This window comes from Actinotignum timonense (genome assembly GCF_002860685.3).
In the GTDB taxonomy this organism is placed as follows: Bacteria; Actinomycetota; Actinomycetes; order Actinomycetales; family Actinomycetaceae; genus Actinotignum; species Actinotignum timonense.
Genome location: NZ_CP136960.1, coordinates 393699 through 407542 on the forward strand (window position 1 = coordinate 393699; position 13844 = coordinate 407542).

Below are 13844 nucleotides of genomic sequence, written 5' to 3' on the forward strand. Positions count from 1 at the left end.
GCCTACCTTTCCGGCTGGCTTAGGCCCCGCACAGGGCCTGCTGGATAAGGGTAGCGAAGTGCTGCTGCCCGGTGGGTGTGAGATGGATGCCATCGTCGCGCAGGAATTCTTCGTGGCCTTCGGTGGCGGCCCACCAGTCGATAATGCCAACGTTGGGGTGGGAGGCGGCATAGGACTTGAGCAGCTCGTTATTGGGGTTTTGGGCCTCCAGCGGGCTGCGGTTCGTCACGAAATAGACGGGGAGGCCCTGGGCGGCATCCACGAGTTTTTGAATATCCGCCTCGCTGCCGATGGGCCCGTTCGAGCCGAGGGCGTAGATAAGCACCCGCGGTTTCTCCCCCAGGGCTTGGCGCTGGGCGAATACCTCCGCGCCGGCGGCGAATTGGCGGCTGACCTTGCCGTCCACCACCGAATTGGGGAGGACTTCCCTGAGGGCCTCGGTGGCGCCCAGAGTGACCGAATCGCCGATCATCACGGCGTTTGCGGAGCAAACGCCGGTGGCCGGGTCCTTGGCCCAGGCGGACGTATCCATGTTGGCCGGGACTTGGGTGGCGATGGGTTGCAGGGCGCCTTGCGCGGGAGTGGGGCTGGGTTCCGGAGCGCTGTTCGGGCTGGCGGAAGTGGCCGGGTTAGCCGGGCTACCAGGGTTGCCAGGGTTGGTCGAAGCGGCTGCTTCGCCGGGCGCCGCGCCACTGACTGCCGGAGCGGAGATAGCAGGCGCGGGCGCGGCGAGCTCGGGGCGCAGCGCCACCGCGCGGGAATCCGCGAGGCGCTGCCAAGGAATCGGCGCGAAAGCCAGCAGCGCCACAAGAAGAAGAGACACCGCGCTGAGCACCGCGAAAATCGTGTCGCTCAGATGGTGCTTGCTCACCAGGCCGCGCCAGCTGCGCCAGCTGCGCGGGCCGGTGCGCCACGCGCGAATGTCGCTGCGCCACGCGCGCAGGCCAGTCCACCAGCCGCGCAAACCCGCGCGCCAGCCGGCCCGCGCCAGGCGCGCGCTCGGCTGCTCCACGCAGCGATAAAACAGTTCCGCCACCAGGCCCACCACCAGCAGCTGCCCGATCTTGGCCGCCCCGGAAATCTCCGCCGTGCGGGTAGCCGGATTCATGAGCAAGAGCAGCGGATAGTGAACCAGGTACAGGGAGAAGGACCGCGAACCCACATAGGCAAAAGGCGCACTGGCCAGCACCCGGCTCAGGCCCAGCCGCGGGTTGTGCACAGTGAGCACGATAAGGGCGGTCAGGAGCGCCGTCGTCGTTAAACCACCCGCGTACGTGAGGGCCGATTCACCATCCGCCCATACAGCCAGCGCCAGCAAAGCCAGGAGAGCGGCGCCGGTGCCCACCCGCAACGCGAAAGCGGCGGTGGCGGAATGTGCGGGAGGCTGCGGCGTCGTCGTACTATCTGCGCGCGGCCACAAAGACGCAACATAGGGCGAAACGAGAGCCGCGAGCGCGCCGATGAGGAGTTCAGCGGCGCGGGTGTCCAGACCGTAGTAGGCGCGGGTGGAATCCGGGCCCGCGAAGAACAACACGGCCATGAGCAGGGCGGATGCGAGGGCCAGGCCCGCCACGATCCGGAGCGTCGAATAGCGCACCCGGCGCAGGGCCAGCAGGATAAACGGCCAGACCAGGTAAAACTGAGCCAGGACCCCCAGGTACCACAGGTGTGTGAGCGGGGAGGGCAGGCCGGACGCCGCGAAATACGGGACCTCGCGGAAAATATAGACCCAGTTGCTCGCGAAAAGCGCGGCCGGGAGGGCGTCGGCCTGGACTTTCGGGAGGAGGCTGGGCGCGATGAGGTAGCTGAGGAGCGCAGCCCCCGCGATGGTGACGAGAACCGGGGGCCACAGGCGCAGGAGGCGACGGCGCAGGTAGCGCCGGTAGGAGAAGCGGCGTTCGCGGCTCAGCTCGCGCAGCACGCTGCGGGTGATGAGGAAGCCGGACAGCACGAAGAACACCGTGACGCCCACGAAACCGCCGGTGAGCAGCGCCGGGCGCATGTGATAGAGCACCACCGCGATGATCGCGAGCGCGCGGATGCCGTCCAGGGCGCGGATGCGGGTGGTGCGGGGTGCCGGCTGCTCGGGTCGTGCCGCTGGTGCGGGCCGCCCCGCCGCTTGCGCGGGAGTGCCCGGCGCAGAGGTGCCCGCGGCGGGCAACGGCGACGGTGTGGTGCGTGAGGATTGCGGCATAGGCACATTCTAGGACTGCGCGAATACGGGGCGGCGAGACACGGGGCGGCGGTGCGTCCATGAGATGAGCGCCACCGGGGAGCGGGCGGGGCGGCGGCGCGGGACGACGCGGGACGACGGCGCAGTACGGCACAGCGGCGCAAAGTGGGCGGCTGTAGAATTGCGACGTTGCCTAATCCAGCACGAAAGGACTGCCTGTGATAACAGTCGAAGCCCTGACGAAACGCTACGGTGCGACCACCGCGGTTGATAACCTGAGTTTCCAGCTCCAGCCCGGGAAAATCACCGGGTTCCTCGGCCCGAACGGTTCGGGTAAATCCACCACGATGCGCTGCATTATGGGGCTGGATCGCCCCACCTCCGGGCGCGCCCTCATTGCCGGGCTGCCCTACGAGCAGCTCGCCTCCCCGCTCACCACGGTCGGTGCACTGCTGGACGGCAAGGCCTTCCACGGCTCGCGCAGCGCACGCAGCCACCTGCAGATTCTGGCGGCCACCCACGGGATTCCCGCGCGGCGCGTGGACGAAGTGATCGAGCTGACCGGGATCGGGAGCGTGGCCAAGCGCAAGCTCAAGGGCTTCTCCCTGGGCATGGGCCAGCGGCTCGGGATTGCCGCGGCGCTGCTGGGCGACCCGGAAGTGCTGCTCTTTGACGAACCCGTAAACGGCCTGGATCCGGACGGGGTGCGCTGGGTGCGTCTGCTCATGCGCACGCTCGCGCAGCAGGGCCGCACCATTTTGGTCTCCTCGCATCTCATGAGCGAAATGCAGCAAACCGCCGACGACCTGCTGGTCATCGGGCGCGGGCGCATGATCGCCTTCGGGCCCATCGAAAGCTTCACCGAGGCCGCGGCGAATACCACCGTGCTGGTGGCTTCCCCGAACCGGGCTGGCCTGGAGAGCGCGCTGCGGGCAGCCGGGCTGGACTTCCAGGATGCTAGCGAGGTCGCAGGGCCCGCGGCGGCGGGGGCGCCCGCATTGGGTGCAGCCGCCGCATCGGCCGGGACGGCCGCGCCGGGCACAACCGCGGCACCCGCACCCATCGCCCGCTTCGCGATCTCGGGCGGTTCGCGCGCGGACATCGGCAAAATCGCCTTCGAGGCGGGGGTGCAGCTGGACGAACTGGCCACCATCCACCGCTCGCTGGAAGATATTTTCATGGACCTGACCGGCCACGACGTCGAATACGGCGCGGGCCGCCCCGCCACGAACCTCCCGGGAGGCCACCAATGAGCACTACTTATGTCCCCGCCAGCCCCGGCGCGCACGGCCCCGGCGCTCCCGGTGCCGCCGCGCCGCAGCTAGCTCAGCTCCCCCCGCGCATCAGCCAATTCGCCGCGCCGAGCTACCGCGTCACGCTGGGCCGCTCCGTGCGCTCCGAACTGCGCAAGATCCTCACGCTGCCCTCGCTGCGCTGGACGCTCATCATCGGCACCCTCTTCTCGCTGGCCATCACCGCGCTAACCGCCTGGGGTTCCAGCGAGCTCGAACTCAACACCTACGCCACCGCGATGGGCGCGGAGCATTCGCTCGCCGCCTACGTCCTCATCAGCGCGAGCACCATTTTCCAGATCATCATGGTGGCTTTCGGCGCCGTCACGGTGTGCTCGGAATACGCCGCGAACACCATGCGCTCCACCGTGAGCGCCGACCCGCGCCGCTGGCGCAACGTGGCCGCCCGCACCCTCGCGCTCAGCCTGATTGCCCTGGTCACCACGCTTGTACTCCTGGTGCTGGGCGCCGTGGTGGGCACCCTCTTCGGCCTCACCATCGGTTTCAGCGGCGACGCCTGGTGGCTCTACCTCAACTTCATCATCGCCATGGTCACCTCCGCGTGGATGGCCCTGGGAATCGGCTATCTGCTGCGCAGTTCCGCCGGCACCATCGTGCTGATCCTCGCGGTGATGATGCTGTCCCCGGTGCTCGCGCTTATTCCCTCCGAGTTCGTGCGCAGTTTCGTGATCCCCTACCTGCCGCCGATGCTCCTCACCGCGGCGCTCAGCCCGCCCGGCCTCAACGCCGGCGCCGACGTCACCTCGTTCACGGTTTCCAGCCCGGCCATCGGTCTGGGGCTGTGGTGCGCGCTGGCGGTGGTACTGCTTGCGCTGGGTGGCTGGCGCTTCTCGCGTTCTGACGTGTAGTCGCGCCTGAGCCGCGGCGCTTTTACGTACGGCACTTTCCAGCGCGGCGTTTTTAGCACGACGACGCAGGTGGGGCCCGGGCAATCGCCCGGGCCCCACCTGTTTCACTAGCCCGCGGGCAACCCCAACCGGTAGGAAGCTCCGGCCTGACTTGCACAGCCTTAGTGACCCACCACCCCTCAGCAGCCGGCAGTCGGGTCACTAATCTGCACGAGTCAGGCAAACCGGCGAATGATGGACAAGGGGCACTTCCCCATCATTCATCGGCGCTTGTGATGGTAAACCAGCAGGAGAAGCACACCCCCTCACAGCCGGAAAAGCCAGCCGAGATGCCCGCCAAAGCGCCCCGAAGGCCGCTGTCGGCTCAGGCTCAAACCAACACCCGAACGATCGCAGGCGCGAAATACACTTTCGGCCGAGCGCTCTCGTTGACGGCGGCCAAGATTTCCAGATTCTCTAGCTGCCTAATTAGCTCGCCCGCTCGCGCCACTGAAAGATCCAGTTCTTCCGCTAGCGCCTTAGTCGTGAAAGTGATTTTCGCGATGGCTAAATCGACCACACGCAGACCCGCTTCTGAACGTAGACCAGAATCACGCACTTTGCCTTTGAGCACATTTCGAACACGCATCAGCTCCTGCACCTGGCGCAAGGCCTGGCTGGCCGATTGCCCTATTCCTCTGGCGAAAAATTCGACGTACTCATCCCAGTTACCGGCGGTACTTACCGCAAGCAGCCGGTCATAGTATTCTGCTCGACGGGCTTCAAACCAAGGCGAAACGGAAAGCATCGGCTCGGAAAGCACACCCTGAGACATCAAGTGCAGAACTATCAGCAGCCTACCGAGCCTGCCGTTGCCATCCATAAACGGATGTAGAGTCTCAAACTGATAATGCGACATTGCGGCGGCGACCACGGGGTCTATCCGCTCAGAATGATCCTGCCCTATCCATTCCACCAGCCTTTCGACGCCCGAAATCAGCAAGTCCCCCGGAGGAGCTGGAACAAACCTAGAGGAAAGTATCGCTGGCTCATTTGCTTTGGCGCTACTTCGCTTACCTATGACAACCTGACGCTCTCGCAGCCGTCCGGATTGCCCAGCCAGTCGAGTGCCTTTCACCAGCTCCCCCTGCAGGGCAGTAAGCATCCCAACAGATATTTCTCTCCCGTAACTCAACCATTCAAAAGCCGCATAGGACATATCCAGATAGTTGACGATCTCACGCATGGTCTCGTCTTCTGGCGAGTCAACATCAGTTGTCATGACTCGCTCCAGAGGAGCATATGTGCCTTCCAAAGCAGAGGTGCTTTGCGCTTCCCGACGAAGAGCAGAACTTCTGAAAAGAGCAGGGTTAGGAAGCTGTAAAGCAACAGCGTCCAAAGCAGCCAAGCTAGACCTGGCATTTGCGACTTGGACGACAGTCCGCCCAGACAGCTCAGGCATCTCAGAAGGAAGCACGGCGGGCACGAACGCCTTATGCTCCCAACTACCCAAAATGGGATCACTGCCCGCAATGTCCACCAACGAACCCATCTGCGGGGCAGTAAAGTCTTCAAGCCTCATGACGTAAATTTTAAGTCACCGCGACGCACAAACCCAGGCTCAATGATGGACAAATGCCACTTCCCAAGCAAAACCACTAGCAAATGATGAACAAGAGGCACTTCCCCATCATTCAGCAGCTCCATTGATGGTAAACCAGCAAAGCTGAAGCCGGCCAAGAAGCGGAGGGCTAATAGACAAATGGGGGTGCGCGCTGGCGGTGGTGCTGCTCGCGCTGGGTGGCTGGCGCTTCTCGCGTTCTGACGTGTAGTCGCGTCTGAGCCGCGGCGCTTTCCAGCGCGGCGCTTTTACGTACGGCGCTTTCCAGCGCAGCGCTTTTTAGCACGACGACGCAGGTGGGGCCCGGGCAATCGCCCGGGCCCCACCTGTTTCACTAGCCCGCGGGCAACCCCAACCGGTAGGAAGCTCCGGGGAGGCGTGGAATAATGAGGCACGATATGGATAAGTCTCAGGAACCCGCAGCGCCCTCCGGCAAGCGCAACGGCCGCCGCAATCACCACAAGGCCCGCCGCAACCGCAACAACCCGCGCGGGCCGCGGCCCTTCACCCCCGCGCAACTCGAAGCGCGCCGAGCCGCTGTTCCGCACATCACCTACCCGGAAACCCTGCCCGTTTCCGCTCGGCGCGCGGAGATCCGCGAGGCCATCGCCGCGAACCAGGTGGTTATTATCGCCGGGGAAACCGGCTCCGGGAAAACCACGCAGCTGCCGAAAATCTGCCTGGAGCTGGGCCGCGGCATCACCGGGCTCATCGGGCACACCCAGCCGCGGCGCATCGCCGCCCGCTCGGTTGCCGAACGCATCGCGGCCGAACTGGGGCAAAAAGTCGGCGGCGCCGTCGGCTATCAGGTGCGTTTCACCGAAGAAGTGGGCCCCACCACGCTCGTCAAACTCATGACGGACGGCATCCTGCTCGCGGAAATCCAATCCGATCCGCAACTGCTGCGCTACGACACCCTCATCATCGACGAAGCGCACGAACGGTCCCTCAATATCGACTTCATCCTCGGCTACCTCGCGCGCCTGCTGCCCGCGCGCCCCGACCTCAAAGTCATCATCACCTCCGCGACCATCGACACCGAGCGCTTCGCCGCGCATTTCGGCGAGCACCGCGCGGGCGGCCGCCCCGGCGACACCGCGCCCATCATCGAAGTGTCCGGGCGCACGTATCCGGTGGAAATCCGATACCGGCCCCTCGATGAGGAACAGGGCACAGACCAGGAAGAACAGTACGACGACGCCGGTGCGCAGCGCGTAACCGCGCCGCGCACCCCGGGCCGGGCGGCGGCACTCGATCAGGTGAGTGGAATCGTGGCGGCTGCCGAGGAGCTCATGGCGGAAGGCGAGGGCGATATTCTGGTCTTCCTCTCCGGGGAGGGCGAGATTCGGGATACCGCGAAGGCGCTCGATGATGAGCTCGGGGCGCGGTATGTGGCGCCCGGGGGGAGCTCCAGCGCGCCGGGTGCCGTGGAGGTGCTGCCGCTGTTTTCGCGGCTTTCCGCGGCGGAACAGCACCGGATTTTCCAGCCCGGGCCCTACCGGCGCATTATCCTGGCCACGAATATTGCGGAGACTTCGCTGACGGTCCCCGGGATCAAATACGTGATCGACCCAGGTACCGCCCGCATTTCGCGCTACTCGAATAAAACGAAGGTGCAGCGCCTGCCCATCGAGCCGATTTCGCAGGCCAGCGCCAATCAGCGTTCGGGGCGGTGCGGGCGCGTGACGGACGGGATTGCGATCCGGCTCTATTCCGAGGATGATTTCCTGGCTCGGCCCGAATTCACCCAGCCGGAGATTCAACGTACGTCGCTGGCCGCGGTGATTTTGCAGATGCTCGCGCTCGGGCTGGGCGCCGTCGACGATTTTCCCTTTATTGACCCACCCGAAGCGCGGGCGGTGCGAGCCGGCACCCAGCTCCTCGAAGAAATCGGGGCGATAACGTACGGGGCCTTTGGTGCTGCGGGCGCGGCTGGGGCCGAGCGCGGCACCGCGGACAGCGACCCCGCACGGAGCGACCACCCGGAAAGCCGCTGGACGGAAAGTAGCCGCGCCGCGCAGCGCCACGCCCCGCGCCTAACCGCCATCGGGCGGCAGCTCGCGCGCTTGCCTATTGACCCGCGCCTGGGCCGCATGCTTATCGAGGCGCAGCGCAACGGGTGTGCTTCCGAAGTGTTGGTGCTGGTGGCGGCGCTGTCGGTGCAGGATGTGCGCGAGCGCCCCACTGAGAAACGCGCCCAGGCTGATCAATTCCACGCGCGTTTCACGGCCGGCTCCTCGGATTTCCTCGCGTATCTGACGCTGTGGCGCTATCTGCGCACCCAGGCCCGCGAGCTGTCCGGTTCGGCGTTCCGGCGCATGTGCCGCGCGGAATTCCTCAACTACCTGCGTTATCGCGAGTGGGCGGATGTGGTGGCGCAGCTCGAGCAGATGGCGCGGCCGCTGGAGCTGACGATCCGCCGCCTGGCGCTGCCCAGCTCGAAGCAGATTCGCGCCGCGGCCGAAGCCGGGGCCGGTGCGCCTCAGCTGGGTGGGGCACCGAATTCCGGGGCGGTTGCTCATGCCTGCCGTGAGCTCGGGCGCGGTTCGGATACCCCGGAGTCGGGGGCGATTCACCGGTCGCTGCTGGTGGGGCTGCTGTCCAATATCGGCAATTATTCCCCGCGCAGCCGCGATTACCTGGGCGCGCGCGGCACCCATTTCGTGATTTGGCCGGGCTCGGGCCTGCACCGGCGCACCCCCGAGTGGGTGATGGCCGCCGAGCTGGTGGAAACTTCCCGGCTGTTCGCCCGCACCGTGGCCGCGATCCAGCCGGAGTGGATTGAGCCGCTGGCGAAGAAGCTGGTGCGGCGTTCCTATTCGGAACCGTATTGGTCGGCGAAGAACGGCGCGGCGATGGTCCACGAAAAGGTGACGCTCTACGGGGTGACCCTGGTGGCGGACCGTCCCGTGCTGCTCGCCACTTCCGGTTCGGATGCGGCGCGCGAGCTGGCCCGCGAGATGTTTATTCGCCACGGCCTGGTGGAGGGCGAGTGGCGCACCCACCACGAGTTCCTGGCCCGCAACCGCGCCGCCCTCGAGGAGGCCGGCCGCACCGAAGATAAGCTGCGCCGCCACGGGCTGGTGGCCGATGGTGACGCGCTGGCCGCGTTCTACGAGGAGCGCATCCCGGAGAACGTGGTCTCCGGGCGGCATTTCGATTCCTGGTGGAAGAAAGAACGCCACGCTCGCCCCGAGCTGCTCGATTTCACGCAGGATTTCCTGCTGGGCGGGGCCGGCGGAAGCGCCGCGGAAGAGGACTTCCCCACCGAATGGCGCCAGGGCGATATCACGCTGCCCATCACCTACACCTTCGCGCCGGGCTCGTTCAACGACGGCATCACCGTGGACGTCCCCATCGCGCTGCTCCCGCGCCTGCGCCCGGACGGTTTCGACTGGCTGGTGCCCGGAATGCTGGGCGAACTCGTGGTCGCCACGATCCGCGCGCTGCCCAAACGCGTGCGCCGCAACCTGGTGCCCGCGCCCGACGTGGCCCGCGATATCCGCGCGGTGCTGCCCACCTGGGAGGAGGCCGTACACGGCGGTACCGGTGCGCGCGGGGGTGACGCGGACGGTAACGCGACCGGCGGTAACGTGCACGGCGGTGACGTGCACGGAACGGAACCGATTTCTTTCGAGGAGGCTTTTCGCGCGGCTACGGCCCGCGTGCGGGGTATTGAGATCGACGACGCCGCATGGCAGGAGGTGAATCTGCCCGCGCATCTGACTGTGAATTTCCGGGTGCGTTCGGAGCGGGGTGCGGTGCTCGAGGAATCAACGTCGCTCGAGTATTTACAGCGCAGTCTTGCCCCGCAAACGAAGGCGGCGGTGGAAAACGTGGTGGCCGGGGCGGTGGCCCAGGCCCTCGATGAGGCACGGGCGCGGTTGCGCAGGGCGCAACCTTCCGCTACCTCTCGTAGTACCGGTTCGAATCCTGCCCCCGGTTCACCGGACTCAGCGAAGCCCACCGCGAGCGCGTCAGCCACCAGTTCGTCCAGCACCACCAGTTCGGCCGAGGCGGCCGCCACCGAACTCGCATCCGGGGATGCTTTGACCGGCTGGCCCGAGGTAGAACAGGGGATTATCCCGGCGGTTATCGAAACTGAGGGCCCGGCCGGGACCGTTCGTGCTTACCCGGCGCTCGCTGATCGCGCCGGAAAGATTGTGCTCGATGTGGTGGCGGAACCGGGTGAACAGGTGCGGGTGCACCGCGGCGGCGTGATTCGTTTGCTCGCGGATGCGCTGGCGCTGCCCGAGGGCCGGATTACCTCGCGCTGGGATGGCGAGCTGGCTTTGCAGCTGGCGGGTAGCCCGGCTCCGTCCACGGCAGCGTTGGTGGCCGATCTGCAGTGGGCAGCGGCGCGGAATCTTGCCGACCGCTGGGGTGCGGCCAATGATGCCAGCCCTGAAGAGCTGCGTTCCGGGCGTGAATTCGAGGAATTGCAGGCGTGGGCTCGTGACGAGTTCGAGGACGAAGTGTTCCTGATCGCGCAGGGCGCGGGCAAGGCCGCGGCCGCCTGGGCAGAGGTGGAACAGCTGGTGCGGGATAACCGCTCGGTGGCGCTGCTTGCCACAATGAGCGACGAGCGCGCCCATCTGGATGCGCTCATGCCCGCCGATTTTGTGCGAGCCACGCCGGCAGCACGCTTCTGGGATTTGCCGCGTTATCTCCAGGCCGCGAAACTGCGCATTGAGAAGGCCGCGGTGAATCCGGCAGCCGATGATTCGCTCGCCTGGCAGGTGCAAACCGCGGCGGAAGCGGTGGAAAGTGCCCGCGAAGAAGCCAGCTACGCGGCTTTCGATCCGGGCCGCGCGCGAGTGCTCAACCATGCCCGCTGGCTCCTGGAAGAACTGCGCGTCTCGCTTTTCGCCCAGCAGTTGGGCACCAAGGAAAAGGTTTCCGTCAAGCGCATTCAGAAGCTATTGGCCAGCTAAGGGCCCTAAGAGCCGAGCACCCCATCACTTCTCGGTCACGAAGAATCCCCGTGTTGCTTCGAAATCGACGGTGGAGTTTCCGTACTTTTCCCAGACGTTATCTGCCAGGTTTCCCTGAGGTGACACGTGCCAGAAGTAGGCTGACCCCAGTTTCCCCTCCGCGTAGTTGAGGGTCTGGAGCGCGCCGAAACCATCAGTTCCAGCAGGCGCCTGGCACTTATCTCCCCCGCGTTCCACACCAACGCCACCGCACTCCACATAGAACACAGCCGCGTAATCCAGGGCGGTGTTTTCATCCAGCGGGCCGAGCCCGAAATTCTTCTCCAGAGCGCTCACGAGTTGCGTGGAATTCTTCTTGTCGAGAGCAACAATGGGAGCCAACTCCGTGTCATTCACTTCAACTATTCCGTCCCCGGAGAGTACGGTCTTTTCTTTCAGATCCGTATGACCCGGAATCGTCCGCTCCGAAAGCTCCGTTAAAGTACGAGCGTTCCCGGCTCCGTAGATCATATTCCAGTTCTTTTGCGCACCCGACTCCTTGAGTTCCTCATCGAGAGCTGCAGAAACCCGCGCGAAAGCTTCATCCGCGCCACCGGCAGCTGATACCGGCGCATCGCTAGTCACGGACGTAGGCGCAGCCCCGACCGAACCGGATTCCGTGCCTTTTTCCGATGAGCACCCGCCAGCCGCGAGCGCGAGCGCTAAAGTTCCAGCAGCCACGAGAGATACTACGGGCCGCGAGCTAATTTTTTGAACAAACATAATGGGATCCTCATAAGTATTGAGAGGAAACAAGGATGGCGGACCGTGGCGTGAGAGCCCGCATATTTCTGATCGGCGTCATCGCTTATCAGGTGCGTTAGGTTCGTTCTGACGGCAACTGTCTCGTCCGCCTTCAATGTATGTTAACTGAATTATCCAGCGGTGTGCAATGGCTTCCTGAGATGTAGTTGTGAGGGCTCTCGTCATGGCCGAGCCGCGATGCGCCTAAGCGGCCGGGTGCATATATGCGTCGTCGTACTTCTTGGAATTACAGCAGGCTGACGATGCCCATGATGACGGCGGCGAGCAGCGCGCCGGCGATCATTCCGCCCCACCATTCCAGCTGATCCCCGGTAGTGACCCGGTCGAGGGACTGCGGCTTGAACGGCAGCACCGGCGCGGTATTGGGCAGCAGCTTGGGGCGCTGTTCCAAGGAACGCATGAGGGCTTCTTGTTCCGGGCTGGCTTCCTCCACGTTGGCGAGCCCGCCGTAGCCCTTTTCGGTTTGGCGCAGCGGGAGCAGAGTGCCGGGCTTGCTCTCCGCAAAGCCTGCCTGCTCGGCGCCATGCACCGCGATAACGGTGCGGAAATCTGCGGATTTATCCACCGGGCGAACCACCACCGGCACCATGAGCGCCTGCTTGCGGCGGCTATTGCCGACCGTGCGCATCCGCCGGCTTTCGTCGGTCCCCAGCACTCGAGCAACCACGTCCACGCCGGGCGCGACCGGTGTTTTATCGCGGATCAGCCACGGCAGCGCCAGCAGGAAAGCCACCACCGCGAAGGCAGGGATCAAGTAAAACGCACGCGAACCGACCAGGGCATTCGGGAAAGCGATGAGTCCGAGCACCACGCCCGCGCCCAGGCCCCACAGGGTGCCGGTGCATACCCGCCGGGCATGATCGATAGGCCGCGCCGCCGGGAGGTTGCCTTCCCGCCAAATTTCAGCCACAACATTGGTGCTCATACGTCCTTCCTCTTCTCTCGCGCCGTTATTAGCGCTTTCCATGGTAACCCGGGCTAGCGCAGGCTTTCACTTTCCAGCACCACGTCCCCGTTCTCCACCCGGAAGCGCACCGCGTGCTCCCCCTCGAAAACCCGCGCGGTATCCGAGCGTTTCTCCCAGCTCAGCGGGGCAAGAAGCCGCCACTCGTAGCTGCGCTCCAGCACGCCTCCCCGCACGCTCACGGTTCCGCCCAGCCCTTCCACAGACGCACTCACCTGCGGCTTCTCTTTCCAGCTCAGCTTCTCCTTACGGGTATCCCCGAACGTACGATCCTTGCGGAAAGTAGCCGGGCAGCCAGCTGGCGGCGTCGTCGTACCATCACCGCGCACGCAACTTTCCACGAGGCGTTCCACCAGTTCCACGGCGCGTTCGCCCGCGGCCGGGGTGGCCTGGGCGCTGAGACGCGCGGTCGCGGTCTGGCCGGGCCGCACCGTGGCGGTGGCGCCGGCCCCGAAGGTGAGGTAGCGCGAATCGCCGGGCGCCGCGACGGTGTAGTCGCCGGGGAAGGCCGGGGCGGGTTCCTGGGGCGCGAGGGCGACGGGTACGTCGTTGATGCTGGTGAGGGTGGGAGGGGTGGAGGCTGGGCCGCCGCCTACGGTGGGCGGTTCGCTGCCGGTAGTGGGCGTGGTGCCCCCGCCGGAAGCTTGCTCGGTGCCGCGATCGGCATCGCGCTCCACGCGCAGCTGGCCGAGGGCGCCCTCGCTCACCTGCCAGCGCGGGCTCAGGATCGGGGTGGTGCCGCGGCGCACCAGGGTGAGGCTCAGGGGTTCTTGGGTGCCGTTGTAGCTGACGACGCCGTCCACGCGCACGCTGGTTTCGGTGCCGGCGCTGGCGGCATTGCCGGAGCCGGTGCCATTGCCGGAGTCAGCGCCATTACCGGCGCCGGTTTCAGTTTCGATGCTGCTGGTTTCGCGCACTTGGAAATGGGCGGGGCGGCCCGGGACGGCGCGATAGACTTCGTCGCTCAGCAGGGCGAAGGATCCGGAAAGTGCGCCGGGATCGGTGAGGTCCAGGGCCTCGCGAGCGCGGCCTTCTTCGAGGGCGGCCATATATCTGCTGGCCACGGCCGCGGGAGAGTAATAGGTGGCCGCGAGGAACTGGCGCACGGCCAGCACCGCCAGGGCAATCAGTAGCACCGCGAGCGCGCCGAACAACACCCTCCGCCGGCGCATAACTATACGGGCGCGCGCCGCGGGCTGGGTACTCAC

The 13844-nt window shown here is 65.6% G+C and carries 8 protein-coding genes; 3 read left to right on the top strand and 5 right to left on the bottom strand.

Translation table 11 applies throughout. The features are described 5' to 3' along the window. Positions 1–19: 19 nt before the first annotated feature. On the bottom strand, positions 20–2194 hold the full coding sequence (locus tag CYJ17_RS01640) for an acyltransferase family protein (RefSeq protein ID WP_101595552.1): 2175 nt from the start codon (positions 2192–2194) through the stop codon (positions 20–22). 197 nt (positions 2195–2391) lie between these two features. On the opposite strand from CYJ17_RS01640, the gene CYJ17_RS01645 reads away from it, so the two are divergent. Both CYJ17_RS01645 and CYJ17_RS01650 read left to right on the top strand, forming a co-directional pair. Continuing rightward, positions 2392–3426: an ABC transporter ATP-binding protein gene (locus tag CYJ17_RS01645; protein ID WP_087070254.1), complete on the top strand. Its 1035-nt coding sequence runs from the start codon at positions 2392–2394 to the stop codon at positions 3424–3426. Beyond that, positions 3423–4334 (top strand): hypothetical protein, encoded by a 912-nt coding sequence (locus CYJ17_RS01650; RefSeq protein WP_087070253.1) that lies wholly within the window; start codon positions 3423–3425, stop codon positions 4332–4334. The genes CYJ17_RS01645 and CYJ17_RS01650 overlap by 4 nt, the downstream gene beginning before the upstream one ends. A 370-nt stretch (positions 4335–4704) precedes the next feature. Here the strand turns inward: CYJ17_RS01650 and CYJ17_RS01655 are convergent, their stop codons facing one another. Further along, a complete protein-coding gene (locus CYJ17_RS01655; RefSeq protein WP_234984444.1) occupies positions 4705–5895 on the bottom strand; it encodes a Fic family protein in 1191 nt (396 codons plus the stop codon). A gap of 437 nt (positions 5896–6332) precedes the next feature. Between CYJ17_RS01655 and hrpA the strand changes: the two genes are divergently transcribed. Further along, the gene (hrpA, locus tag CYJ17_RS01660; RefSeq protein WP_087070252.1) at positions 6333–10868 is read left to right on the top strand and encodes an ATP-dependent RNA helicase HrpA; all 4536 of its coding nucleotides are present in this window, start codon (positions 6333–6335) and stop codon (positions 10866–10868) included. A 24-nt stretch (positions 10869–10892) separates the two neighbouring features. Here hrpA and CYJ17_RS01665 read toward each other — a convergent pair whose 3' ends face one another. From CYJ17_RS01665 to CYJ17_RS01675, 3 genes are all read right to left on the bottom strand, one after another. Further along, on the bottom strand, positions 10893–11630 hold the full coding sequence (locus tag CYJ17_RS01665) for a hypothetical protein (RefSeq protein WP_087070251.1): 738 nt from the start codon (positions 11628–11630) through the stop codon (positions 10893–10895). Positions 11631–11898: 268 nt separating this feature from the next. Next, positions 11899–12597 (bottom strand): hypothetical protein, encoded by a 699-nt coding sequence (locus tag CYJ17_RS01670; RefSeq protein ID WP_087070250.1) that lies wholly within the window; start codon positions 12595–12597, stop codon positions 11899–11901. Positions 12598–12650: 53 nt separating this feature from the next. Next, positions 12651–13808 (bottom strand): hypothetical protein, encoded by a 1158-nt coding sequence (locus tag CYJ17_RS01675; RefSeq protein ID WP_284893156.1) that lies wholly within the window; start codon positions 13806–13808, stop codon positions 12651–12653. Positions 13809–13844 lie beyond the last annotated feature (36 nt).